The following is a 22,969-nucleotide window of genomic DNA, read 5'->3' on the forward strand; positions in this document are numbered from 1 at the left end:
GATGGCCTACCGCGGTGCTCGTCAGATCTTGGCCGCGTGGCGTGGGTGCGCACCGTGCTCGCGGCGAGTGCGGTGGGCAGGGTGGCGAAGACGGTGACCTGGCGCGGGTAGCCCGGCCCGGAACAGGCCGTAGGTGATCCGTCGCTGCGCGGATGCTTCCAGTTCGTGCAGAAGCGGACCGTCGCGCAGCAGCGCGTCGGGCCCGAGGAGGTCTTCGACGACAGCGAGCGCACCGGCGGTGTCGCCGTGGTCCAGTCGTTCACGAACGCCGACAAGGCAATCCGGATGGCGATGCGCCTGGTCGATGACCTGCAGGCAGGGCAGCGGGGTGCCGGTCAGGGCGACCAGCAGTTCCTCTCGCCGGATTTCGGCCGGATCGTGATCCAGTGCGGCGAGCACCCCGTTCACCAACCCGATCCGGTGGAGTTCTCCCCGGCACGCCACGAGCCGCTCACCTGCGCTGATCCGGGGTGGATCGGTCGGCGAACAGTCCGGGTCGAGCGCCGAGGCGACCAGCGGATGCAGCCGGTCGGCCGTGATCGCACCCGCGCGGATCAACGCCAGATCGGGCAGCACCCAGGTCGCCGCGTCGGGCAGGACCGGCAGCGCGGACACACCGCCGCGCGGGTATTTCTCCGCGATCCGCACTGCGGGCGGTTCGTCCCCGGCTGAACTCAGGTCCAGGACCAGGCGTCGCCGTGCTCCGTAGCGCACGAGCACCAGACCGCCCCGAGATCGCTCGGCCCGCAGCAGAATCGCCGCCTCGGCCGCCCATCGGTCGACGGCACAATCCTGCGATACCAGGGCGACGGGGTCCACAGCCCGCGGCTCGGTGACAGTGGCACCGGCGCGGTCACCGTCCGCGGGGAATCGCGTTGCGCCCGAACGCATCCGCAACTCGTGCGCCCTGCGCGCGTCCCACAGGTGACGGTGCAGATCGAGCCGGTAACGCCGGTTGGGCCGGGCATGCGGGTGCATACCCGTGCCGGATCCCGGCCTTGATCCGTCCCACAGTGCGAGACCGATCCGCTGGCCCGCATCCGCCCACGCAGGTGCGGTGCGGACCACCAGGTGCACGGGAGTCATTCCCCCGCTACGGAATTCGGTGGCATCGGCATCGTAGCGAGCCAGCGCCATCGTCAGCCCCGGCCTGAGCAATCCGTCAGGCGCGACTCTGGGCAGATGCCAGCGCAACAAGTCCGGCGCCAGATGACGCAGATCAGCCCGCACCCGCGCGGCGAGTTCCCGGCCATGGGTACGCGCCAGCGACCGCAGATCGATATCGACATCGACATGAGCGGCGGCGCAGGCCCCGGCCCAGTCCCCCACTCGGCGCCGGGTGGTCGCGATATCGATCATGGTGGGCGGCACCGCGAACTCACGCACGCGCAGCCAGAAGGAAAGACGAGAATCGTCCCCGTGATGTGTTGGGAGAGAAGCCGGTTCGATGACCGGCGTCGGGCTCAACGGCCCGGGCGCAGAACGCCCTTTCGACGAGATGTCATGCGCCAAGTATGCACAATGATCAACTACCCGACAAGCGTCGATGTTCGGCTCACGACAGCAGATGGCGCCCGACCAGCGGTCAGGCGCCATCTCGCTCCAGTGTCGCCGTGCTGATTACCCCGCGTCGGCGGCGGCCAGCTCACGCGCCTCGGAGTGGGCGCCGACCTGCGGATACGTCGGGTACTCGATGCCCGAGATGTACTGCACCGTCCGCACCACCTGGCACGAGTAGCCGAACTCGTTGTCGTACCAGACGTACAGAATCGCGGTGTCACCCTCGACGATCGTGGCGTTGGCGTCGATGATCGACGCCGCGCGCGAGCCGATGAAGTCGCTCGAGACCACGTCGTTGGCGGCGGTGTAGTCGAGGTTGCGGCTCAACGGGCCCGCCAGCGAGACCTGACGCAGGTAGGCGAGCACGTCCTCCTTCGTCGTCTCCTGCTCGAGCTGCAAGTTCAAGATCGCGACCGAGACGTCGGGCGTCGGCACGCGGATCGAGTTGCCGGTGATCTTGGCCTTGAAGTCCGGCATCGCCTTCGCCACGGCGGACGCGGCGCCGGTCTCGGTGAGCACCATGTTGAACGGCGCGGACCGGCCACGGCGGTCGGCCTTGTGGTAGTTGTCGAGCAGGTTCTGGTCGTTGGTGAACGAGTGCACCGTCTCCACGTGCCCGCGCAGGATGCCGAATTCGTCGTCCATGGCCTTGAGCGGCGGCACGATCGCGTTGGTGGTGCACGAGGCGCAGGAGAAGATCTGCTGCGTGAGGTCCTGGTCGCGGTGGTTGACGCCGTGCACGATGTTCGGGACGTCACCCTTGCCCGGCGCGGTCAGCACGACCTTCGCGATGCCGGGGCGCAGGTGCTGGGACAGACCGTCGCGGTCACGCCACCGGCCGGTGTTGTCGATCAGGATCGCGTTGTCGATGCCGTAGTCGGTGTAGTCGATCGTCGTCGGGTCATCGCTGTAGATGAACTTGATGACATTGCCGTTCGCGGTGAGCGTGTTGTTGTCCGCGTCGACCTTGATGGTGCCGTTGAAGTGGCCGTGCACCGAGTCCCGGCGCAGCAGCGAGGCGCGCTTGGCCAGATCGTCGTCGCCGCCCTTGCGCACCACCACCGCGCGCAGTCGCAGCCCGTTGCCGGATCCCGCCTTCTCGACGAGCAGCCGGGTGACGAGGCGCCCGATGCGGCCGAAGCCGTAGAGGACGACATCGCGCGGGCCCTGCGGCTCGGCCTTGTTGCCGCCGATCACCTCGGCCAGCACCGCCGCGGTGAATTCCGGGATCGACAGTCCGCGATCATCGGCGCGATAGGTCATCACCAGCTGACCGAGGTCGATCTTGCACGGCCCCAGATCCAGCTCGCTGAGCGCCTGCAGGAACGGCAGGGTCTCGTCGACGGACAGTTCCTCACCGGCGATCTGCCTGGCGAAACGGTGGGTCCGCAGGATGCTGATCACCGACTTGTTCACCAGCGACCGGCTGTGCAGCAGGATTGTCACACCCTTCGCGCGGTACAGCGTGCCGATGATCGGGATCATCGCCTCGGCAGCGGCTTCCTGAGCATTCCAGCGGTCAAGTTGTTCGGTGGTCAACACACGTCCTCAGGTTTCCTCGATAGGTAGTCCCCATCGATGCTAAAGACGCCCGCGATTTCACCGAGACCGGCTCCCCACCGGTGAGGTGCAGGCCACGCCGGGGTCTCCCCTGCGGTATCGGCGGCGTAGGCGATTCGAGCACTACTATGGGCGCCAGCAGCGCGGTGCACCGACGCGATGTCACCGCGACCGGTGGCGGGCGTTCACGAAGAGGGGCAGCATGCGACTCACCGCAGCGCTTTCAGTGGCAACCTCCACCGTCATCGTGATGTCGGCGTTCGTCGCGTCCTGCGCGCCCGCACCCGAGCGGTTTCCTCGCGCCGAGCTCGAGTCCGATCTGATCCAGCTCCTCCGGGACGGCAACGTGCCCGGCGCACAACTCGTGGCGACCGACCGTGACCACGCGATTCAGCTCGACGGCGGGTTCGGTGACCTCACCGCCGAGACACCGTTTCCGGATGCGGCGCGCGTGCGGATAGCCAGCACTACCAAGACCTTCGTCGCGACCGTCGTCATGCAACTGGTCAGCGAAGGCCGCGCGGCACTCGACGTCGCGGTGGAGCACTATCTCCCCGGAGTGGTCACCGGTCCCGGTGGTGACGGAAACCAGATCACTCTGCGCCAGTTGCTCAGCCACACCAGCGGCATACCGGACTATCTGCCGTTGCTCGGGCTGAGGTCCGAGGCGGATCTGCGGGTATCACGCCCTGTCGACGAGTTGATCGGCATGGCGCTGGCCCGTCCGGCCATGTTCGAACCCGGTGTGGAATTCCGCTACTCGAATACCAACTACCTGCTGCTCGGGCAGGTCGTCGAGCGCATCACCGGTGCGTCGATCGCGGACGAGGTCACCCGACGGGTGATCCGCCCGCTCGACCTCACGGATACCTACTGGCCGGAACCCGCGGAACAAACGATTCGCGGACCGCACCCCAGGGCATACCACTTCTTCGGCGACGAGCGCGTAGACGTCACCGATATCGACCCCAACTGGGGACTGCCCGATGGCGCCATGGTGTCGAGTGGCCGTGATCTGAATCGGTTCTTCACCGCGCTGATCTCCGGTCGGCTGGTACCGGCAGCCGAGTTGGCCGAGATGACCAAGACCAGTACCGTCGGCCTGGCGGGAATCACCGGTGCCGGTCTCGGACTGTTCCGGCGGACCAGCAGCTGCGGACTGGAGGCGTGGGGCCACAACGGCGCCATCTACGGTTTCTCGGTGCTCGTCGCCGCGACCGCGACCAGTGCCGTGACGATCAGCTTCAACCAGATGCCACGACTCGCCGACGCCGCCCGATTCGACCCGGCCGTGCTCGCCGACAAGGCGCTGTGCGCGTTGAGCGATCGGCCGACGCCGAGCCATCGATGACGGCCAAGGAGCTAGGACGGCGGCCGATAGGTGACTTCCAACGCGACGGCCTCGTCGATCTGCGCAGGCGTCAGCAACCCGACAGTGTGTGAAACGGCAGCGCCTGCGGCCGCGGTGCGAATCGCGAGCGCCGCGGCGGCGACATCGTCCGGCGCATCGCCGATGACGAACAGATCGTCCTCGCCGAACGCGAAATAGCAGGCTTCCACCTTCCCCCCTACGCTCTCGACCATCTCCGTGATCGCCGCTTGGCGCGCGCTGCCACCCTGCGCGAGGAGGCCATGTGCCCCTTCCTGGAGATAGCTGACCCGCCACATGTACTTGGGCATACCTACCAACCTCCTCAGCTGAGACGATCTCGGCGAGACCGAGCCTAGGACCTCACCGCCCCCGAACTCGCCCGGCACGAACCATGTCGTCGCAATGATGCGCCACTGCAACTGCGGCGATATCTGAAGAGCTCCCGTACGGTGCGGGGACAGAAGCGCAGTTCACCCTTTTCAGGTGAGGCTGACCGGTATTCGACCACCTAGCGTGACCGGGATGACTGCACCGCAGGACATCCGCGGCGGTTTTCCGCATAGCGCGGCTGTGCGTCGCGCCTATGACGAACTCGATTACAACCGGGCATTGGCGATGTATCGGTTCTTCTATCCCACCGTCTCGCTGGAAGCGACCTGGCGCGGAAATCTCAGCGCGGGAGCAGTGCCGAACACCGTGATGGCCTTGCTGGTCGGCACGCCGGACCAGTACGTGTTCACGGCCAACTCCGACACCCCGTACTCCGGACTCATCGTCGACCTGTCCGCCGGGCCGATGGTTGTGGAGATACCGCCCGGCACCCTCATGGGCACGGCCAACGACCTCAACCAGCTCTGGGTGCTCGACCTGGGCCTGCCCGGCCCCGCGGGTGCCGACGGCGGTCAGCACCTGCTGCTGCCACCCGGCTACGCCGGTCCGGTCCCCGAGGGATATTTCCCGGGGTCCGCAACGACCAACCGGGTCCTGGTACTCGTGCGCGCACTGCCTCACGGCACCGACGTCGACGCAGCGATCGCGCTGATGCAGCAGGTCAAGGTATATCCGCTGGGCGCCGATGCCGAGTCGAATCCGGTGGAGTGGGTCGACCTGTCGGTGCAGCAGGGCCTGGACTTCTCCCCCGTGCGCTGGGAGGACAACCTCGACTACTGGCGGGTCCTGCACGAGATTCTGCAGACCGAACCGCCCAATCCCGCCTACCGCCACCAGTACGGGGAACTCGCTGCCCTCGGCATCGTGCGCGGCGCTCCGTTCTACCCCGACCGGCGGATGACGGCCATCCTCACCGATGCGGCACGGCGCGGTCACCTGCACCTGTGCGTGCAGTCGTTCGCCGACCGCCGCGCGGACCGGATCGTGTGGCCGGACAGCCGGTGGGAGTGGGCTGTGCTGCGCCCGGAGAACGGCACCTTCGACGCCGACGGCTACACCGACCTGTACGCGCGCGAGAAATGGTTCTACCAAGCCCAGATCGAATCCCCCGCCATGTTCGCCCGCGAACCAGGCGCGGGTTCGCTGTACTGGCTCGGCCTGCGCGATTCCGCAGGTGCCTACCTCGAGGGCGCCGGCTACTACAGCCTCACCGTGCCGCAGCCGGTCCCGGCGAGTCTGTTCTGGTCCATCACCGTCTACGACGCGCACACCCGCAGCGAACTGAGAGCACCACAGAACCGTGCCGCCCTGCGCTCCCTGTACGAACTCGCCGACATCGACACCACCGCCCCGCTCACCCTCTACTTCGGGCCGACCCCACCACCGAACACCCCGACCGATCGCTGGGTCCAAACCATCCCGGGCACAGGCTGGTTCACCTACTTCCGCATCTACGGTCCCACCAGCCCGGCCTTCGACGGCACCTGGCAGCTACCGGACTTCCACCGCCACGGATGATCTCATCCGACGAACCCTCCGTCGGCGGCATCGCTGTATCCGGCGCCGCTCAGAGGCTGTCGGCGATCGCACGACCAGCGGCACGACCGGAGAAGATGCAGCCGCCGAGGAACGTGCCCTCGAGCGCGTTGTATCCGTGCACTCCACCGCCACCGAAACCCGCCGCTTCACCCGCGGCGTACAGCCCGGCGATGACAGTGCCGTCGGCACCGAGAGCGCGCGAGCCGAGATCGGTTTGGATGCCGCCGAGAGTTTTGCGGGTGAGCACATGGAGCTTGACGCCGATCAGCGGACCCGCCGCGGGGTCGAGGATGCGATGAGGTGCGGCCGTCCGCATCAGCTTGTCACCGAGGTAGCGGCGGGAGTTGTGGATGCCCTGGATCTGGGCGTCCTTGCTGAAAGCGTTGTCCACCTGGAGATCTCGGGACCGAATCTGCGCGCGGAGGCGGTCCGGGCTGAGCAGGGGCTCGTCGGTCAGTGTGTTCATCTTCGCCACGAGGTCTTCGATCGTGTCGGCGACAACGAAGTCGGCGCCGTGTCGCTTGAACGCTTCGACCGGTCCGGGTGCGTGTCTACCGAAGACGCGCTCGGTCACGATCGCCTTCCGGTTCTTCGCGGTGATGTCGGGATTCTGCTCGGAACCGGAGAGGGCGAACTCCTTGGCGATGATGCGCTGGGTGGTGACGAACCAGGAGTGGTCGTGCGGGGCGAGTTCCGGGGTGGTGCGCAGGTAGCGCAAGGTGCCGAGGGTGTCGTAGCCGGGAAGATACGGTTCGGGCAGGCGCCGTCCGAGGGCGTCGAACCACATCGAGGAGGGGCCGGGCAGGATGCGGATGGCGTGGCTGGGCCAGATCGGGGCCCAGTTCTGGATGCCTTCGGTGTAGTGCCACATGCGGTCGCGGTTGACCAGCCGGACGCCCGCGTCGGCGGCGATGTCGAGCATGCGGCCGTCGACGTAGGCGGGAACGCCGGTGATCATGGTCGCCGGTGGCGTACCCATCCGTTCGGGCCAGTGCCTGCGCACGATGTCGTGGTTGCCGCCGATCCCACCCGTGGCGAGAACGACTGCGCCTGCGGACAATTCGAACTCGCCCAGCACGTCACGGTTGGACGGCGCGCCTCGCTCGGCGCCGTCGTCGGCCAGGACCGCGCCACGCACGCCGGTGACCGCGCCGTCGGTGAAGACCAGCTCGTCGACCCGGTGACGGTGCAGGAAGGTCACCAGCCCCGTGTCCGCGGCCCGCAGCGCCGACTCGGTGAACGGGGCGACGACACCGGTTCCCGTGCCCCAGGTGACGTGGAATCGTGGCACCGAGTTGCCGTGTCCGTCGGCTCGGAGGTCACCGCGCTCGGCCCAGCCCACCGAGGGCAGGAACCGCAGTCCCAGTTCGTGCAGGTACGAGCGCTTCTCACCGGCCGCGAACTCGACGTACGCGCGCGCCCATCGGGCCGCCCAGACGTCCTCGTCGTCGAGCCGGTCGAAACCCGCGCTGCCCGACCAGTCGTTCCATGCCAGTTCGAGCGAGTCCCGGACGCCGAGGCGGCGCTGCTCGGGGCTGTCGACCAGGAATATCCCGCCGAAGGACCAGAAGGCCTGGCCGCCGAGATTGGCGGCATTCTCCTGATCGACAACGAGCACGCGCTTGCCACGGCGGGTCAGCTCATGGGTTGCGACAAGCCCGGCCAGGCCTGCGCCCACCACGATGACATCGGCATCCATCCGGACGACCTCCACTTCCAACCGGGAACGCGAGAGAATTCATTCGCGCATCCGATACATTAATGCATCCGATGCGGCTGGGTATTCTTCTCGGGTGAACTCGCCCCGCTCGACCGAATCCGCGACGCCGACCGCTGCCGCCGGGAGCCCCGGCAAGGCGCCGCGCATCACGCGGCGCCGCGCGGAGACCAGGGCGCGGCTGCTCGATGCCGCGTTCCGCGTGTTCGCCGAGAAGGGTTTCGGCGCGGTGCGCATCGACGACGTCTGCGGCGCGGCCGGATATACGCGCGGAGCGTTCTACTCCCAGTTCGACAGCCTCGAAGAGCTGTTCTTCGTCCTCTACGACCAGCGCGCCACGCTGATCAACGAGCAGGTGCGAGCCGCTCTCGACACCGTCGCGGACCCGACGGACCTCGAATCGTTCGTCGACCGGCTCTCGGCGACGCTGCTACTCGATCGCGACTGGCTGCTGGTGAAGACCGACTTCCTCACCCACGCCGCGCGCAGGCCGGCCACCGCGGCGCGGCTGATCACCCATCGCGCGCAGTTGCGATCGGCCGTCGAAGACAAGCTCGCCGAGAGCCGGTTCAGACTGCCCGCGGAGCTGGGCTCGATCGGCGAGGCGGCGCGCGCGGTCATCGCCGCGTACGACGGCGTCACCGTGCAGCTGCTGCTCGACAACGACCAGCGGGCAGCCCGGGCCTGGCTGGCCCGGTTGATACGTCAGCTCGGAGTGGCCGGCCGGGCCTGACCGAGCCGTCGGGGCGCCCCGCGAACAACTACGGACCCGATGTCGTCGTCACCGATCGACATCGCCCGGCTCCCGATGTGGAGAACGCCCCGTGCGGTTCGTCGTCCTGGTAGAGAGGGGTAATCGGCCCCTCGCATCGAGGAAGGGTGTGCGCCATGCATTATCTGGTGACGTTGGTGGGACGCGAAGACACTCCCGCCGCACGACCCGGTTCGCCGGAGTTCGACGCCGAAGTCGCGCGCTACGCGCAATTCGACGAGAAGGAGGGGGCTGCCGTCGCCGGTGGCGCGGCGCTGTTCCCGTCGGCGGAGGCGATCCAGGTACGACGCTCGGGCGGGCGGACCCTGGTCACCGACGGCCCGTTCACCGAGCAGGCCGAGGTGGTCGGCGGGTTCTACGTGTTCGAAGCCGCCGATCTGGACGAGGCCATTCGCCTGGCGCGGCAGTTGCCCGCCGTCGAGAGCGGCGGGGTGGAGGTCCGCCCGCTCGTCGAGTGGTCACCGCACGCCACCCCGCGCGCGGACTGGTGGTTGGCCCTGCTGTGGGAACCGCCCGCGGCGGTGGTCGAGCCGGGCACACCGGAGTGGGACGCCATGGCGGCCGAGCACGCACGATTCGGCGAGAAGTACGGCGACGCCCTCCGCGGCGGCGGCGCGTTGCGACCGCCGTCCACCGCGACCACGGTGCAGGTGCGCGACGGCCAGCTCCTGCTGACCGACGGCCCCTATCCGGAGTTCGCCGAGGTGGTCGACGGGCTCTACCTGTTCACCGCCGAGGGACGCGACCGAGCCGCCGAGATCGCCGCGGCCGTCCCGCTCGGGGACAGTGGTCGCGCCGAGGTACGCCAGATCGTCGACCTGGACGGCTGAGCGTGCGCACCGGCCCGCCCGTGACGATCGACGCGGTCTACCGCGCGGAGTTCGGGCGGGCCGTGGCGACGGTGGCCGCGCTGACCGGGGATATCGGACTCGCCGAGGACGCGGTGCAAGAGGCGTTCGCCGACGCGGTGCGCACCTGGCCCGAACGCGGGTGGCCCGCCAGCCCGGGCGCGTGGATCACCACCGCCGCCCGCCATCGCGCCCTCGACCGGCTGCGGCGGGAATCGGCGAGGGCGGACAAGGAACACGGCGCGGCGCTGCTGCGCCCACCGGTCGAGGAGGCCGAGGTGTCCCCGGTGACCGACGACCAGTTGCGGATGATCTTCACCTGCTGCCATCCAGCACTGTCACCGCCGTCCCAGGTGGCGTTGACGCTGCGCCTGGTATGCGGCCTGCGCACCGCCGAGATCGCGCGCCTGTTCCTGCAACCGGAACACACTGTCGCGCAACGACTCACCCGAGCCAAGGCGAAGATCCGCCAGGCAGGCATCCCGCTGCGGGTGCCGCCACCGCACCTGCTGCCCGACCGGGTGCCGGTGGTGCTGGCCTGCGTGTATCTGGTGTTCACCGAAGGGTATTCGGCGACGTCGGGTCCGTCCGCCGTCCGTGACGAATTGTGTGACGAGGCGATCCGGCTCGGCAGGCTGGTGTGTGGGCTGCTGCCCGGCGAATCGGAGGCGCGGGCGTTGCTTGCGCTGATGTTGTTACAGGACAGCAGGCGCGCGCAGCGGCGTTCGGATGACGGGGAGCTCGTGCCCCTGGAGGACCAGGACCGCACGAGGTGGGACCACGCGGCCATCGCGGCCGGTGTGTCCTGCCTGGACTCGGCCGCCGACGGAACCGGGCCCTATCTGGCGCAGGCACGTATCGCCGCCGCACACGCGAGCGCACCGAGCTGGCCGGAAACAGATTGGCACGCGGTACTGGCCGGCTACGACGAGCTGCTCGGGTATCTCGAGTCGCCCGTGGTCCGCGTGAACCGCGCCGTGGCCGTCGGTTTCGCGCACGGCTTCCCGGCGGGGCTCGCGGCCGTCGACGAAGTCGCGGCGGACCCGCGCCTGGCCGGCACGCACCTGGTCAGCGCCACCCGCGCCGATCTGCTGCGCCGTGCGGGCCGCCCGCACGAGGCTGCCGAGCACTACCGGGCCGCGCTGGCGCTGGTCGGCAACGATGAGGCTCGCCGCTTCCTGGCGCGCCGCCTCGCCGAGGTCGAGACCGAACGCTGAATGCCGAGATCGCCGGAAGCGATGAAAAAGACCCCTCGACCGGGCGTAACGCCTGATCAAGGGGTCTTTTATCCGGTGGTCCCAGCTGGTTTCGAACCAGCGACCTTCCGCGTGTGAGGCGGACGCTCTCCCGCTGAGCTATGGGACCGAACACTGTGCTGAGGGGCTTCGGAGAGCCTCTCGAACGAGATGGAACATTAGCACGGTCGACCCGGGTGACACCAAATCGCCTTGTGAATGGGCGCTTCGGGTTCCTTGGCTGTTCCGTGGGCCGCCGCGTGCGCGTGTGGGTCAGCCGGGGGGATTCAGGCATACATGGTTTATTGCGCATATCTACGTTGTTTCATGCCGATGGTGCACCACCACCCGAACAGAACCAGCCCTTCCGCCGTCGCCGGCACGGACGGCTCTGGACCCTTTCGGGGTCCACACGCCCCCGTCGACCACCCGAACAACACGTCTGTAATTCGCATTTAGGCCCATCTACCAGCCGATTTGTAGTCTGCGCCGACCGTCGGCTAATGTTTTCCTCGCACCACGGAGAGCAGCCAAGCCGACAGGCCGACTGCCTCCGGAAGTGTGAATGCGGATGTAGCGCAGTGGTAGCGCATCACCTTGCCAAGGTGAGGGTCGCGGGTTCAAATCCCGTCATCCGCTCGAGAGGTAGGTTCGGCACTAAGCAATACGCCATCCTCCTTTGCGCGGTGGAGTGGCCGAGTGGTGAGGCAACGGCCTGCAAAGCCGTGCACACGGGTTCGATTCCCGTCTCCACCTCGCGCGATTAGCTCAGCGGGAGAGCGCTTCCCTGACACGGAAGAGGTCACTGGTTCAATCCCAGTATCGCGCACCACAAGAAGGCCCCGGTTTCGACCGGGGCCTTCTTGCGTTTCCCGCTGGATCCTGCCACCTGGGTGGGTCTTCACCGGTTGAACCAGCGCCGAAGCCGCTCAGCGGCGAACTCGGCTTTCTCGATCGCGAGTTCCGCGGAGGGTGGCTCGAACGGCGCGGTCGGCGTCGGCCCCGACAGGAAGTCGGCGTCGACCTTCCCGACCAGACCGTCCCCGAATTCGATGTGGCATGCGCCCTGGCCGAGATACTTTCCGGGTTCGGGCATTCCCCGCAGTTGCGCGGCTATGTGCGCCGCGACCGTGCGGGCGGCGTCCTCGGCGAAGACGCCGGCGCGTGGAACCGGCGCATCCGCGCAGTCACCGATCGCGTAGACGCCGGGATACGGGGTGGCCAGCGTCCGCGGGTCGACGTGGATCCAGCCGTCGGCGCCGTCGACCGTCAGCCCTGACGCCTCGACCACAGGGGGGACACGGTGGGCCGGAATGCCGATGAACAGGTCGTACGGCAGGTCTCCGGCACGAGTGGCCGCGACGTGATTGTCCGGGTCGATGGCGCGGACTCGCAGCCCCGGCGAGTAGTCGATCCCACGGCGGGCGAGCGCATCGACGAGTGCGGCAGAGGTGGCCGCGGAAACGGGAATCGGTGAGTCCATCGGGGTGATCATGTGCAGGTGCGTTCGGTCGCGGAGGCCGCGCCGTGTCAGCGACTCGTGCAGCAGCATCGCACCCTCGTAGGGGGCGGGCGGGCACTTGAACGGCACGCTCAGCACCGAGATCAGGACGGTCCCGCCGTCGAACCGGGCCAGCCGATCACGGAGACGGCATGCTCCCTCGATGGAGTAGTACTCGTAGCCGTCCTCGACGAACCCGGGGGTGGCGGCGGGGTCGTAATCAGCGCCCAACGCGACGACGAGAAGATCCGGGTCGTATTCGGCGGTGTCGGTGACTACGTGACGGGTCTGCGGGTCGATCGAGGTGACCTGCTCCTGCCGGAACTCGACGCCGGGGAGGGCGAGATCGGCGTAGCGGACGAGGACGGATTCCGGCGCCCGGTCACGGAACAGAATGTCCAGTTTCGAGAAACCGAACGTAAACCCGGCCGCACGGTCGACGAGCACCACGCGGACCTCGCCGGGCAGCGACTCGGACAGGCAGGCGGCCAGCTCGAGCCCGCCGAATCCGGCCCCAAGGATCAGCACCATCGGTGTTCGGCCGTTACCGGCAACAGACATCGCACACTCCTCTCCGTTCGCGAGAGACAGGCAGGTCATCGAGTTGCCGCACACACGATTTCACTGTGACAAGACAGCGCAGCCGGCTCCGCCGGACGGGTTGGGTTGTCTGTCCATTGTGCGCGCACGGATAGCCGGAGGGAAGCTGTCGGCAGATCGCTGCTCGATGTCTGTCACGGCGTTTCCCGCTGAGCGCTGATGTAACCCAGGTCACTCATGGCCCGGATTCCGTCGGTGCTCCCCTAGGATCGGCACTCGGCGTCGCCGGGCCTGCAGTGGTGGCGCGGACCGGCGGTGTGGAGGGTGAGCAGTTGAGGCAGATCCTGTTGTCCGCGGGGATCTCCCTGTTTGTCACCATCACCCTCACCCCCGTGCTGATCCGGGTGTTCGCCCGGCGCGGGTTCGGGCAGGAGATCCGGATCGACGGGCCTGCCAGTCACCACGCCAAACGTGGCACACCGACGATGGGTGGGCTGGCGATCGGGGCGGGGGTGTGGGCCGGGTTCCTCGGGTCGCATCTGATCGGGTTGCTGTGGGACGCACCGGGGCCGAGCGCGTCCGGCGTACTCGTCCTGTTGCTGGCTTCGGCGCTGGGGATGGTCGGATTCCTCGACGACTCGATCAAGCTGCGTAAACACCGCAATCTCGGGTTGACCGCGGCGGGGAAGTACCTCGGGCAGATCGGCGCCGCGGTCGTGTTCGCGGTGCTGGCCCTGCGGTTCCCCGGCGCCACCGGGCTGACCCCGGCCGGGAACAACCTCTCCTATGTCCGCGACATCAATACCATCGCCTTCGGCTCGCTGATCTTCATCGCGTTCATCTGCCTGCTGGTGGTGGCCTGGTCGAACGCGGTCAACATCACCGACGGGCTCGACGGGCTGGCCGCGGGATCGATGAGCCTGACCCTCGGCGCGTACGTGGTGATCACGCTGTGGCAGTTCGAGAACTCGTGTGAGCTCAGTCCCGGCCGTGGCTGCTACACCGTGCGCGACCCCCTCGACCTGGCGGTGGTCAGCGCCGCGGCGGCCGGCGCCTGCATCGGGTTCCTGTGGTGGAACGCGGCGCCCGCGAAGATCTTCATGGGCGACACCGGTTCGCTCGGGCTGGGCGGTCTGGTGGCGGGGCTGTCGATCACCAGCCGCACGGAACTGCTGGCGGTGGTGCTCGGCGCGCTGTTCGTCGCCGAGATCATGTCGGTGCTGCTGCAGATCGTCGTCTTCCGCACCACCCACACGCGGTTGTTCCGGATGGCGCCGTTCCATCATCACTTCGAACTCAACAACTGGCCCGAGACGGCGGTGATCATCCGGTTCTGGATGCTGGGCGGCATCGCGTCGGCGATCGGGCTGTGCCTGTTCTACGGCGAATACATCACCGCGCTCTAGCCCGAGACTGTCGGTGGCCCCCGCTACGCTGACCCGACACAGCGAGCCGAGCGGGAGGTTGCCCAGTTGAGTGCCGGGAGCGGGCGGGAACTCGACCACGACATCGCCGCCGATGTCTCCTTCGAGCTCGAGGAACTGGACGAGCTGGTGGCCGACCTGCTGACCGAGCACGCCGAACGCGCCGCCAGAGACGCGCGGATCGTCGCCCTGCGCCTCGGGATCGGCGGGCAGCGCCCGGAAACCCTCACCCGCATCGGCGCCCGCTACGACCTGGCCCGCGACCGGGTCCGCCAGCTCTACGCCAAGGCGATCGGGCAGATCGTACGGGAAACGGCCCGCTCCGGGCACCGCTGCGCCGAGGTGTTCGGTCACCGGTACCCGCGCGACGCGGGCGATCTGCGCCTGGTGCGGGAACTGCTGGCCGAGACCTACGCCACCGACACCGATCTGGTCGCGATGGAGTGGTCGTATCTGAAGCTGCGCCTGGCCGGACACGACCAGGCCGACGCCAAGCGCGTCGCCGGGTATGTGATGCAGCGAATCCTGGGCTGGCAGAAGAAGACCGCCAGCATCCTGGCCAAACTGCAGCCGCTCGACGAGGCAGGCGAGCTGGGGCCACTGCTCGACGACGTCGAGTGGTCCGCCTGCCCCGCCGCTCCCCTGCCGACCGCGTCGGCCCGCGTCGCCGACGGTGACGACGACGGACGCGGCCGGTTCTACCTCGCCACCGTCGGACGCGACGTCGCCTACGACTCCGCCCTGGCGGCGCGCCTGCTGCGGACCCTCGACGCGGACCCGCTGGTGACCGCGTTCCAGGAGGAGCCGACCGCGCTCACCTACCGCTTCGGCGGCGAGGACCACGTGCACTACCCGACGGTCGCCGCCCAGCTCACCGACGGCCGGATCGTGCTCGTCGACGTCGTCCCGCTGGGCCGGATCGCCTTCCACCACACCAGAATCCAGAGCGAGCTGGGACGCGCCTACGCCGACGAGCACGGCTGGGGCTGGCTGACCTGGACCGGTAGCGCCCTCGACCCCGCCCGGCTGCGCGCGCGGGCGACCGACCCGGCGATCGAGGCGCGCATCGCCGCCGATCTGGCGCGAGGTCCCTACGACCGGCGCGCGCTGGCGGCCGTGCGCGCCGAGACCGGCCTGGAACTACTCGACCTGGCCGGGCTCGTGCTGCGCAACGACTGGCAATGGGACCGCACGCCCCTGCGGCTCAGCGCGTCACCAGCGCGCCCGCCATCACCGTGATCACCAGCAGCATCGCGCAGCAGGTGAGCCACTGCCACTGATTGATCGTGCGATCCATCCGCCCGATCGTCGCCCGCAAGCCCATCGCGATCCGCTGCTGGGCGACGAGTTCGCTGCGCAACCCGGCCAGGGTGATGGCCTCGGCGTCGGCGTTCACGCCCGCCCGGTCGATCCGGTGGTGCAGGCGGGTGACCAGCTTCTGCTTGTCCCGCACGGTCTGGCGCGACACCGCCAGCTCCACCCGCTGGTCACGCAGCTCCCTGCGCTGATGCTCGATCATGGCGGCCTGCGCCGCGGTATGCCGTTCCCAGGTGCCCACCTCGGCCCACCCTCCTGTCGTCAGATCCGCGTGACCCCAATGCATCTCGCCGGTTACCCAGCCCTCGAGGAAGTCACGCAATTCCCAGCTCGCCCGCGTCGGCGCGGCGAAACCCGTCTCGCCCGCGGCGAGGACGCCCTGGTCGATCCGGTAGTCGGCGGCCGCGGGCGCGAAGTCGGCGATGCCGACGGCGGGGACCAGCGGCACCCAGTAGCCCTGCGGGCACACCCACAGCACGTCATCGATTCCGGCGGCCTGCAGCCGTTTCCGGTGCGCCCTGGCCGCGGTGATGTCGAGCGGACCGCTGTGCACCTCGACGACGCAGCGGCGGTCGCCGCGCCGCCAGTAGATGTCGACGGGGATGTCGCCGATCCGGGCGTCCACCTCGGCCTCGTCGGCGCCCGCCGCCGTCAGCCTGCCGCAGATCCAGTGTTCGAGTCGCTGGGTATTCCACTGCGTCGCCACGCATTCGGGGCAACCACAGCCGTACCCGGTCCGTTCGGGTGCCGCGCGCCGGGTGCCCTCGGAGATGCCGAGTTCGTCGAGCAGCGCCCGTCGTCCGCACACCACCTGGGTGTCACTTCGCTGCTTCGTCCTCACACCATCACTCCCTCACCGGGCACCCTGACGTGCGCCAGCGCCCACGTCGTGGTCTCCAGGTTGACGCAGCCGCCGACACACCGCTAGCCCCCTTGACCCGCGCTCGGGTGCGTCACCGCCCGGTGATCGAGATCACACCAGCGACTCTGCTTGTATATCAAGCTATTTCATTGTGCCAACGTCGCAGAACGTCGCCGAGATCTTGATCATTTCGATACACAGACCCGGCCTGTTGCCCGTCCGTTTCATCCTGATTACCGATCGGTTCGGCGCGTCGCCGATCCGGTCACCGGGACATCGCGGGGACGCGATCGGGGCCGCCGGTGGATATGATCGCTGCGGCCGGGGCGGGCACGCTCGCCGAGCACGGGAAGTAGGGTGTGCATGAACCACGCTGAGCACGACGAATCCATCGGGTCGATGCTGGCGAGTATCGCCGCGGCGCTGCGTGAGGTCAGTGACAAGCTCGATATCGTCGCCGCCCGGGTGCAGCAGGAAGTCCCGCCCTTCCCCGCCGACGAGGATCTCCCCGACCAGACCAGGATCCGCAGGCTCGAATCCTGGGCGTTCCATGCGTCACAGGACATTTCGCGCCTGAGTTCCCGGTTGGACGCACTCGACGGCGGCGAAACCGAGCAGGCGGCGCCGCGGGCAGGTCGTGGGACGCGCAGCCGGCGGGAAGTCCGCGAGGCCGCGGAAGCCGCCGAGCGCGCGGCCGCCGATCTGGACGAGGGGCCCGCCGAGCCGGGCCGCGCCGTCGACGCCGCCCGTCCCCCGCTGGAACGCCGCAGCTCCCGCACCGATCACCTCGGCGATCCGACCTGGCCGATCACCGTCGCCCCGGTTCCCCGGCCCTCGGCCGCGTTCGAGCCGGCCGGTGAGGTCGTGGGGGTCGCGGCCCTGCTGGGGTCCGAGGGTGCACCGCGGTCGCCGTTCACGGCAGACAGCACGGTGAACGGCGTGCAGCCGATCGACCGCGCGCAGCGGCTGAATGGAGCACGATCGGCGGACGCCGCCGTGAACGGTGCGCGGGCAGCGGACCGCCCCGCACCGAACGGCGCAGCGGCGAACGGCGCCCCGGCGCCGAACGGTGCGGCGCCCCTGCGCAATACGCAGACTGCGAACGGCACGGGAACGATGCATGGCGTTACGGCGATCGACGGCTCCGCGCCGCTCGAGGCACGTCCGCAGAACCATGCTTCGACACAGGTCGGCAACGCGGTGTCTACCCCCGTCCGCGATGCGGTGTCGCCACACGACGGCGGCACACAGTCGGCCGTAGCCAGTACGGACTCCGCAGAAGGCGGGTACACCCGGAACGGGCATGCCATCGGTCACGGATCGAGCCCGGTCGGCGCCTCGTTGTCGAGCACCACCCATGTACCGTCGTCATCGGCTGTCGGCCTACCCGCCTCGACCGGTGCGCCCGCGGCCATGGGCACGATGCAGGCCGACGCCGACCCACTCTCGACCGCGCAACCTGGCAGCCTGCCCGCGGTGGAGTCCGGCAGCGCCGGCCCGCACCAGCGGGCCGCAGCAGATGGCACTGTGCCGGGATCTCGAGGCATCGGTGTCGAGTCGGCCGCCGAGAGTGACACCTCGACGCAGGCCGACCACGGCCGACAACGTCTCGGCACCGGCGTGCGACTCTCCTCCGGCAGCGAGGGATCCGCACCTGTTTCCACCGCAGCGGGCGGTATGTCGAATGCGCTGTCGGGGAACGGCTTCGAAGGGGTGGACAGTGACCCGGCGGCTCGTGGACGGGGATCCGCCGATGCCGAGATCACCGTGCCGGGCAGCGTTGCCGCGCAGTCGGGCACGGGGAGCGGACGTCAGGGTGCGGCGCTCTCGGATGACAGTGTGATCCAGGCTCTCGAATGGCAAGTCACGCAGCGGTTGTCGGGCAATGGGTCCGGCCGGGGCGGCTGGACGGCCGGGGCGGGGCGGGATGCCGACTCCGGTGAACGTGCCGGGTCGATCTCGGCGCTCGGGCATGACGGCATGTCCTCGGGAACGCGGTCCGACGATTCGGCGACGCTCCGATCGTCCTCGCTTCCGGGCAGCGCGGAGATCGGTGATGTCGTGCGTGGTGGTGACGTGTCGCTGTCCGGCAGCACCGCCGATCAGGCGAATACCGCTGCCATGAACGCGATATCGGAGGGGCGGGCAGACGTGGGAGACCGCGTCGGGGTCGAGCGGGCGCGGCCGGTGGGCAGGCCTGCCGAGGACACGGCTGCGCCGGTCGGGGATGCCGGAGGGCTGCCCGGATCGCCGGACGCCCTGTCCGGCACCGGTATCGACGCCACCGGGGGCGAAACCACCCGGGCTGTGAGCGACCCACGGTCGGCCGGTCTCACTGCGGGCGATCGCACCGAGTCCGCGACGAACGGCTACCCGGTCAACGGATTCGCCGCGCCGATCACCGCGACACCGACGCCCACCTCGGGATCCACCGCCAACGGCATCCACTGGACATTCACCGACGAGGACGCGACCCTCCCGCCCCCGAGCCGGAACGGAAACGCCCGCAACGGGTTCACCGGTGGTGACTCCCCGCACCGCACCGAGTCGATCTTCGACGACTTCACGCCCCGCGAGCGCCTCACCACCACCCCGGCCGGCGACGAAGCGGCCGCTCCCGCAGGTCCGCCTGCCCGCCTCTCCGCGCCCAAGAGCCACGCCGAAACCGGCACCAGTGGTTTCGACACCGCGACCCCGGGCCCCGATTCCGCCCTCCCCCACGGCAACTCCCCCGACCTCGGCGCACCCGCCGGTGTCAACGCATCCACCAACGGCCGCGGCGAGTTCACCCACCACACGCCCACGGAGTTCGGTACACCGCCGAATCTGGGCGCTTCCACCAACGGCCGAGGCGAGCTCACGCACAGCACGCCCACCGATTTCGGCAGACCGACGAACGCGAATGGTTCCGCAAACGGCCACGGGCCCGTGTCCTTCGATCCGGCCCTGAACGGCGGCACGTCGCCCGACTTCGGTGCACCAGGGGGCTCGGATGATGTCGCGCCGGTGACGAGTCCGCTCGATCGAGTGGTCGCCGATCCGGCTCCGCCGACCGCGACCGATGCCGCGGGGATCACGGTGACCGGGACTTTCCGTGCCTTCGATATCGAGCGCGCGCATGTCGACAAGTTGCAGGCGATGCTCGACGAATTGAAGCGGTCGGCCGGGTTGCCGCCGGGGCGGCGGGACGTGTTCGGCCCACCGACGCCGGAGGCCGGTTAGGCGGGTGCCGCCACGGGCGCCGGGTCGGGTTTCGGTGTGTCGTGCAGGACGGCCCCGATGAGGTCGCGCAGGGCTCGGTGGCCCGCGTCGGCGGTGTTGCGCGGGTGCCAGGCCATCGCGACGACGGGGGCGGGCAGCGGGAGGGGGATTTCGAACATCGTCAGGCCGAGGGCGGTGCGCGCGGGCCGGGACAGGAGTTCCGGTACGGGACAGACCAGTTCGGTCGAGCCGACGGTGAACAGGGCGGTGGCCAGGTCGGGCACCGTGGCGAGCACGCGCCGGGTGCGCCCGTGCAGCGCCAGCCGGTCGTCGATGGGGCTGTGGGTCCGGCCGGTGGCCGAGACTTCCAGGTGCTGGGCGGAGGCGTAGGCGGCGACGGTGGGCCGGTCGGCGCCGAACGGGTGGCCTCCGGCGGCGACGCCGACCCAGCGGTCGGCGAACAGGCGCTTGACGACCGTTTCGGGATCGGTCTGGCCGATCATGCCGACCTCGACGTCGACGCGCCCGTCCCGCAGCGCGACCGCGGCGTCGCCCGCGTCGGCCGCCAGCAGGCGCACCGTCACGCCAGGTAGCTGGGCACGGACCGCGGCCAGCAGCGGACCGGTCAGCCGCGCGACCACCGAATCGGCCACGCGGACAACGAAATCCCGATGGCGCCCTGCCCCGTTCCCGTCGCGGGTGGTCAGCAGCAACCGCGCTTGATCGACAAGGTCCGCGACATCGTGGCGCAGCTCCAGTGCGCGTGGTGTCGGCACCAGCTGCCTGCCGGAGCGCACGAGCAACGGGTCGCCCAGCACGGCGCGCAACCGGGTGAGGGTGCGGCTCATCGCCGAGGTGGAGGTGTGTAGACGCCGGGCCGCCTCGGTCACGCTGTTGGTGTCGAGCAGCGCGTCGAGGGCGAGCAGCAGGTTCAGATCCAGCGCATCCACGCCAGGATTATCACCAACGCGATGATCGCCGCCAAGTGTCGCGACGGCGACGCTCCGGCGTGTCGGCTACCTCTCGGCAATCGGCGCGGGCGCCGCGGGGACGGCCAGCGGGCGATCGCGCAGGACCCGGCGGTAGGACGCGGGACGCACGGGACGCACCCACTGCGCCAGCCTGCTGGTCAACGGCAGCGGCGTGCGCAGATCGTCGAGCATTTCGTCGATAGTGGTCAGCGAGAACGGGATCACCGTCGCGCCGTGGGCATGGTTGCCCTCGGTGCGTTCCCGCGACCAGGACAGCCGCTCGTCGATCTCGGAGTTCATCTGCTCGGGCATGGGCGGCACGAACTTCCCGGTGAGCAGTCCGGCGATCCAGTGCGCGCCGACCTCCGCGTTGAGGGTGCTCACGTTCGAGTTGTTGTAGCCCGCGAAGGTCAGGTTGGGGATCTCCACCGGCAGGATGTTGCGGTAGAGCCGGAAGTCGCCGACCTCGTCGGTGAGGCTGCGCCGGACGAACGGGGTCAGGAACGGCACCTCCTGGCGGTATCCGGTGGCGCACACGACGATCTCGGCCAGCTTGAGCGTGCCGTCGGACAGGCGCACCGCGGGCCCGTGCTGCCCGCCGATCAGATCGGTGACGTCGGTATCGCGGTGCACGGTGATCCGGCCCGCCTCGACCTGTTCGGCGAATCCCTCGGTCGCCAGGCTCGCACTGCTGGTGGCGATGTCCTCGAAGGTGCCCTCCGGCAGCAGACCGAGCTCACGCAGCCGCAGCTTGCGCGTCACCCGTTCCTGTACCAGGTCCATGTTGGCCTCGCGCAGGCTGAGCCGGTCGAGCAGACGCTCGGCCAGGCGCGGTTCCCTGGACCGGAAGTGCGCCTCGCCCATCCGGGTCAGCAGCATGCGCTCGTAGTCGAGGCCGGCGCTGAACCGGCGCGGCATCTTCCAGGTGAGCCTGCGCGCGACCACGCTGGTGTCGTCGGCGAAGTGGCTGATCGCCTCGGCGACATCGGTGGCCGACTTGCCGTAGCCGATGACCACCACGGAGCGGTCACGCACCTGTTCCAGGTCGTGGAACTCCGAGACGTGGCACAGCCGTCCGCCCGCGGCGCGGAACGCCGACGCGCCGGACAGCGTCGGCATCACCGGGTCGCTGAACACGCCGTTGGCGACGATCAGGTGATCGCAGGAGGTGCGTCGCACGCCGTTGCTGTCGCGGACCTCGAGCAGCCAGCCGCTGTCGACCGGGTCGGCGGCGATCACCTCGGTGCCGAGGCGCAGGTGCTCGGCCAGGCCGAACTCGTGCACGTACCCGGCGAGGTAGGCCTGGATCTGCTGACCGTCGGGCCAGCGGGGAAAGTCCTCCGGCATCGGGTGATCGCTGAAGTGGTACGTGTATTTGCTGTTCTGCGCGCGCAGACCCGGATAGCGACGGGTGGCGCTCCACACACCTCCGACATCAGGGGCCCGGTCGAACACCTCGACCGGGAATCCCGCCCGACTCAACACTTTCGCGCAGGCCAAACCCGCAACTCCCGCACCGACGATCCCGATGCGGCTACCGCTCGTCATGGCGAGGAGAGTACTCGGCACCGCGGTCAACCTGCCACCGCCGCCGGGCCGAACCGTGCTGTACTGGAAAGATGACCAACAGTTCCGTCGTCGTCGATCGGGCCGGGCTCTGGGATGCCGAGGAGCTCAGTGATGTCGCCGCGGCCACCTTTCCGCTGGCCTGTCCCCCGGAGGCCACCCAGGGCGACATCGAGATCTTCCTGGACCAGATGCTCTCGGGCGAACGGTTCGGCGAATACCTGTCGGACCCGGACCGGATCGTGCTCAAGGCGGTCGAGGGCGACGAGATCGTCGGCTACGCCATGCTCGTCGCGGGCAGGCCGAGCGACCCCGAGGTCGCGGCCCAGGTCAGCGCCGGCGCGGTGATCGAGCTGAGCAAGCTGTATGTGCTGCCGGGTCATCACGGCAGCGGCGTGTCCGGTGCGCTGATGGAGGCCGCGGTCGCCACGGCACGCGAGTCGGGTGCGGCCGCGGTGTGGCTCGGCGTCAACCAGGTCAACGAGCGCGCGCAGAACTTCTACGCCAAGCACGGATTCGTGCGGGTGGGCACCAAGACCAATACCGTCGGCACCCAGGTGCACGCCGACTATGTGTTCGAGCGGACGCTGTGAG

At 69.0% G+C, this 22,969-nt stretch carries 17 protein-coding genes and 4 tRNA genes; 12 read left to right on the forward strand and 9 right to left on the reverse strand.

From position 1 onward, the window contains the following. Nucleotides 1-21: 21 nt before the first annotated feature. Nucleotides 22-1,386, reverse strand: a complete 1,365-nt coding sequence (locus ACWF9G_RS12045; protein WP_452515138.1) for a hypothetical protein — start codon at nucleotides 1,384-1,386, stop codon at nucleotides 22-24. Between the two features lie 234 nt (nucleotides 1,387-1,620). Next, nucleotides 1,621-3,099 (reverse strand): glyceraldehyde-3-phosphate dehydrogenase, encoded by a 1,479-nt coding sequence (locus tag ACWF9G_RS12050; RefSeq protein WP_452515140.1) that lies wholly within the window; start codon nucleotides 3,097-3,099, stop codon nucleotides 1,621-1,623. Between the two features lie 247 nt (nucleotides 3,100-3,346). On the opposite strand from ACWF9G_RS12050, the gene ACWF9G_RS12055 reads away from it, so the two are divergent. Further along, entirely contained in the window at nucleotides 3,347-4,471 is a 1,125-nt protein-coding gene (locus tag ACWF9G_RS12055; protein WP_452515141.1) for a serine hydrolase domain-containing protein, read from the forward strand. 11 nt (nucleotides 4,472-4,482) lie between these two features. Here ACWF9G_RS12055 and ACWF9G_RS12060 read toward each other — a convergent pair whose 3' ends face one another. After that, nucleotides 4,483-4,800 (reverse strand): GYD domain-containing protein, encoded by a 318-nt coding sequence (locus ACWF9G_RS12060; RefSeq protein WP_379308773.1) that lies wholly within the window; start codon nucleotides 4,798-4,800, stop codon nucleotides 4,483-4,485. 214 nt (nucleotides 4,801-5,014) lie between these two features. Here ACWF9G_RS12060 and ACWF9G_RS12065 point away from each other — a divergent pair, with 214 nt between their 5' ends. Continuing rightward, the gene (locus ACWF9G_RS12065) at nucleotides 5,015-6,400 is read left to right on the forward strand and encodes a DUF1214 domain-containing protein (RefSeq protein ID WP_379308772.1); all 1,386 of its coding nucleotides are present in this window, start codon (nucleotides 5,015-5,017) and stop codon (nucleotides 6,398-6,400) included. Between the two features lie 49 nt (nucleotides 6,401-6,449). On the opposite strand, the gene ACWF9G_RS12070 is transcribed toward ACWF9G_RS12065, so the two are convergent. Next, a complete protein-coding gene (locus tag ACWF9G_RS12070) occupies nucleotides 6,450-8,120 on the reverse strand; it encodes an FAD-binding dehydrogenase (RefSeq protein ID WP_452515144.1) in 1,671 nt (556 codons plus the stop codon). Between the two features lie 94 nt (nucleotides 8,121-8,214). Between ACWF9G_RS12070 and ACWF9G_RS12075 the strand changes: the two genes are divergently transcribed. The 3 genes from ACWF9G_RS12075 to ACWF9G_RS12085 all read left to right on the forward strand — a co-directional run bounded on the left by ACWF9G_RS12075 (nucleotide 8,215) and on the right by ACWF9G_RS12085 (nucleotide 10,975). Beyond that, on the forward strand, nucleotides 8,215-8,871 hold the full coding sequence (locus ACWF9G_RS12075) for a TetR/AcrR family transcriptional regulator (RefSeq protein ID WP_452515146.1): 657 nt from the start codon (nucleotides 8,215-8,217) through the stop codon (nucleotides 8,869-8,871). 155 nt (nucleotides 8,872-9,026) lie between these two features. Beyond that, entirely contained in the window at nucleotides 9,027-9,740 is a 714-nt protein-coding gene (locus tag ACWF9G_RS12080; protein WP_452515148.1) for a YciI family protein, read from the forward strand. Nucleotides 9,741-9,760: 20 nt separating this feature from the next. After that, a complete protein-coding gene (locus ACWF9G_RS12085) occupies nucleotides 9,761-10,975 on the forward strand; it encodes an RNA polymerase sigma factor (RefSeq protein WP_452515150.1) in 1,215 nt (404 codons plus the stop codon). Nucleotides 10,976-11,051: 76 nt separating this feature from the next. Here ACWF9G_RS12085 and ACWF9G_RS12090 read toward each other — a convergent pair. Next, nucleotides 11,052-11,123: transfer RNA gene (locus ACWF9G_RS12090), tRNA-Val, on the reverse strand. A 437-nt stretch (nucleotides 11,124-11,560) separates the two neighbouring features. On the opposite strand from ACWF9G_RS12090, the gene ACWF9G_RS12095 reads away from it, so the two are divergent. The 3 genes from ACWF9G_RS12095 (at nucleotide 11,561) to ACWF9G_RS12105 (ending at nucleotide 11,825) form a co-directional block, all read left to right on the forward strand. Further along, nucleotides 11,561-11,632: transfer RNA gene (locus tag ACWF9G_RS12095), tRNA-Gly, on the forward strand. 46 nt (nucleotides 11,633-11,678) lie between these two features. Then, a tRNA-Cys gene (locus ACWF9G_RS12100) sits at nucleotides 11,679-11,749 on the forward strand. A gap of 1 nt (nucleotide 11,750) precedes the next feature. After that, nucleotides 11,751-11,825: transfer RNA gene (locus tag ACWF9G_RS12105), tRNA-Val, on the forward strand. 69 nt (nucleotides 11,826-11,894) lie between these two features. Here ACWF9G_RS12105 and ACWF9G_RS12110 read toward each other — a convergent pair. Beyond that, nucleotides 11,895-13,055, reverse strand: coding sequence for an NAD(P)/FAD-dependent oxidoreductase (locus tag ACWF9G_RS12110; RefSeq protein WP_452515152.1), 1,161 nt, complete (start codon nucleotides 13,053-13,055; stop codon nucleotides 11,895-11,897). A gap of 311 nt (nucleotides 13,056-13,366) precedes the next feature. Between ACWF9G_RS12110 and mraY the strand changes: the two genes are divergently transcribed. Together mraY and ACWF9G_RS12120 are read left to right on the forward strand one after the other, a co-directional pair. Beyond that, nucleotides 13,367-14,440: a phospho-N-acetylmuramoyl-pentapeptide-transferase gene (gene mraY / locus ACWF9G_RS12115; RefSeq protein WP_379310183.1), complete on the forward strand. Its 1,074-nt coding sequence runs from the start codon at nucleotides 13,367-13,369 to the stop codon at nucleotides 14,438-14,440. Nucleotides 14,441-14,506: 66 nt separating this feature from the next. Further along, the gene (locus ACWF9G_RS12120; RefSeq protein ID WP_452515154.1) at nucleotides 14,507-15,697 is read left to right on the forward strand and encodes a hypothetical protein; all 1,191 of its coding nucleotides are present in this window, start codon (nucleotides 14,507-14,509) and stop codon (nucleotides 15,695-15,697) included. On the opposite strand, the gene ACWF9G_RS12125 is transcribed toward ACWF9G_RS12120, so the two are convergent. Then, nucleotides 15,663-16,616 (reverse strand): hypothetical protein, encoded by a 954-nt coding sequence (locus ACWF9G_RS12125; RefSeq protein WP_379310181.1) that lies wholly within the window; start codon nucleotides 16,614-16,616, stop codon nucleotides 15,663-15,665. The two genes, ACWF9G_RS12120 and ACWF9G_RS12125, sit on opposite strands and share 35 nt — an antisense overlap. A 384-nt stretch (nucleotides 16,617-17,000) precedes the next feature. On the opposite strand from ACWF9G_RS12125, the gene ACWF9G_RS12130 reads away from it, so the two are divergent. Continuing rightward, entirely contained in the window at nucleotides 17,001-19,859 is a 2,859-nt protein-coding gene (locus ACWF9G_RS12130) for a hypothetical protein (protein ID WP_452515155.1), read from the forward strand. On the opposite strand, the gene ACWF9G_RS12135 is transcribed toward ACWF9G_RS12130, so the two are convergent. Together ACWF9G_RS12135 and ACWF9G_RS12140 are read right to left on the reverse strand one after the other, a co-directional pair. Beyond that, complete coding sequence (locus tag ACWF9G_RS12135) at nucleotides 19,856-20,788, reverse strand: LysR family transcriptional regulator (protein ID WP_452515157.1); 933 nt, start codon at nucleotides 20,786-20,788, stop codon at nucleotides 19,856-19,858. The genes ACWF9G_RS12130 and ACWF9G_RS12135 overlap by 4 nt on opposite strands. A gap of 66 nt (nucleotides 20,789-20,854) precedes the next feature. Then, nucleotides 20,855-22,357, reverse strand: a complete 1,503-nt coding sequence (locus ACWF9G_RS12140) for a flavin-containing monooxygenase (RefSeq protein ID WP_452515158.1) — start codon at nucleotides 22,355-22,357, stop codon at nucleotides 20,855-20,857. A gap of 71 nt (nucleotides 22,358-22,428) precedes the next feature. Between ACWF9G_RS12140 and ACWF9G_RS12145 the strand changes: the two genes are divergently transcribed. Then, complete coding sequence (locus ACWF9G_RS12145) at nucleotides 22,429-22,968, forward strand: GNAT family N-acetyltransferase (RefSeq protein ID WP_452515160.1); 540 nt, start codon at nucleotides 22,429-22,431, stop codon at nucleotides 22,966-22,968. The last annotated feature ends 1 nt before the right edge of the window (nucleotide 22,969 follow it).

This window comes from Nocardia sp. NPDC055029 (assembly GCF_053608525.1).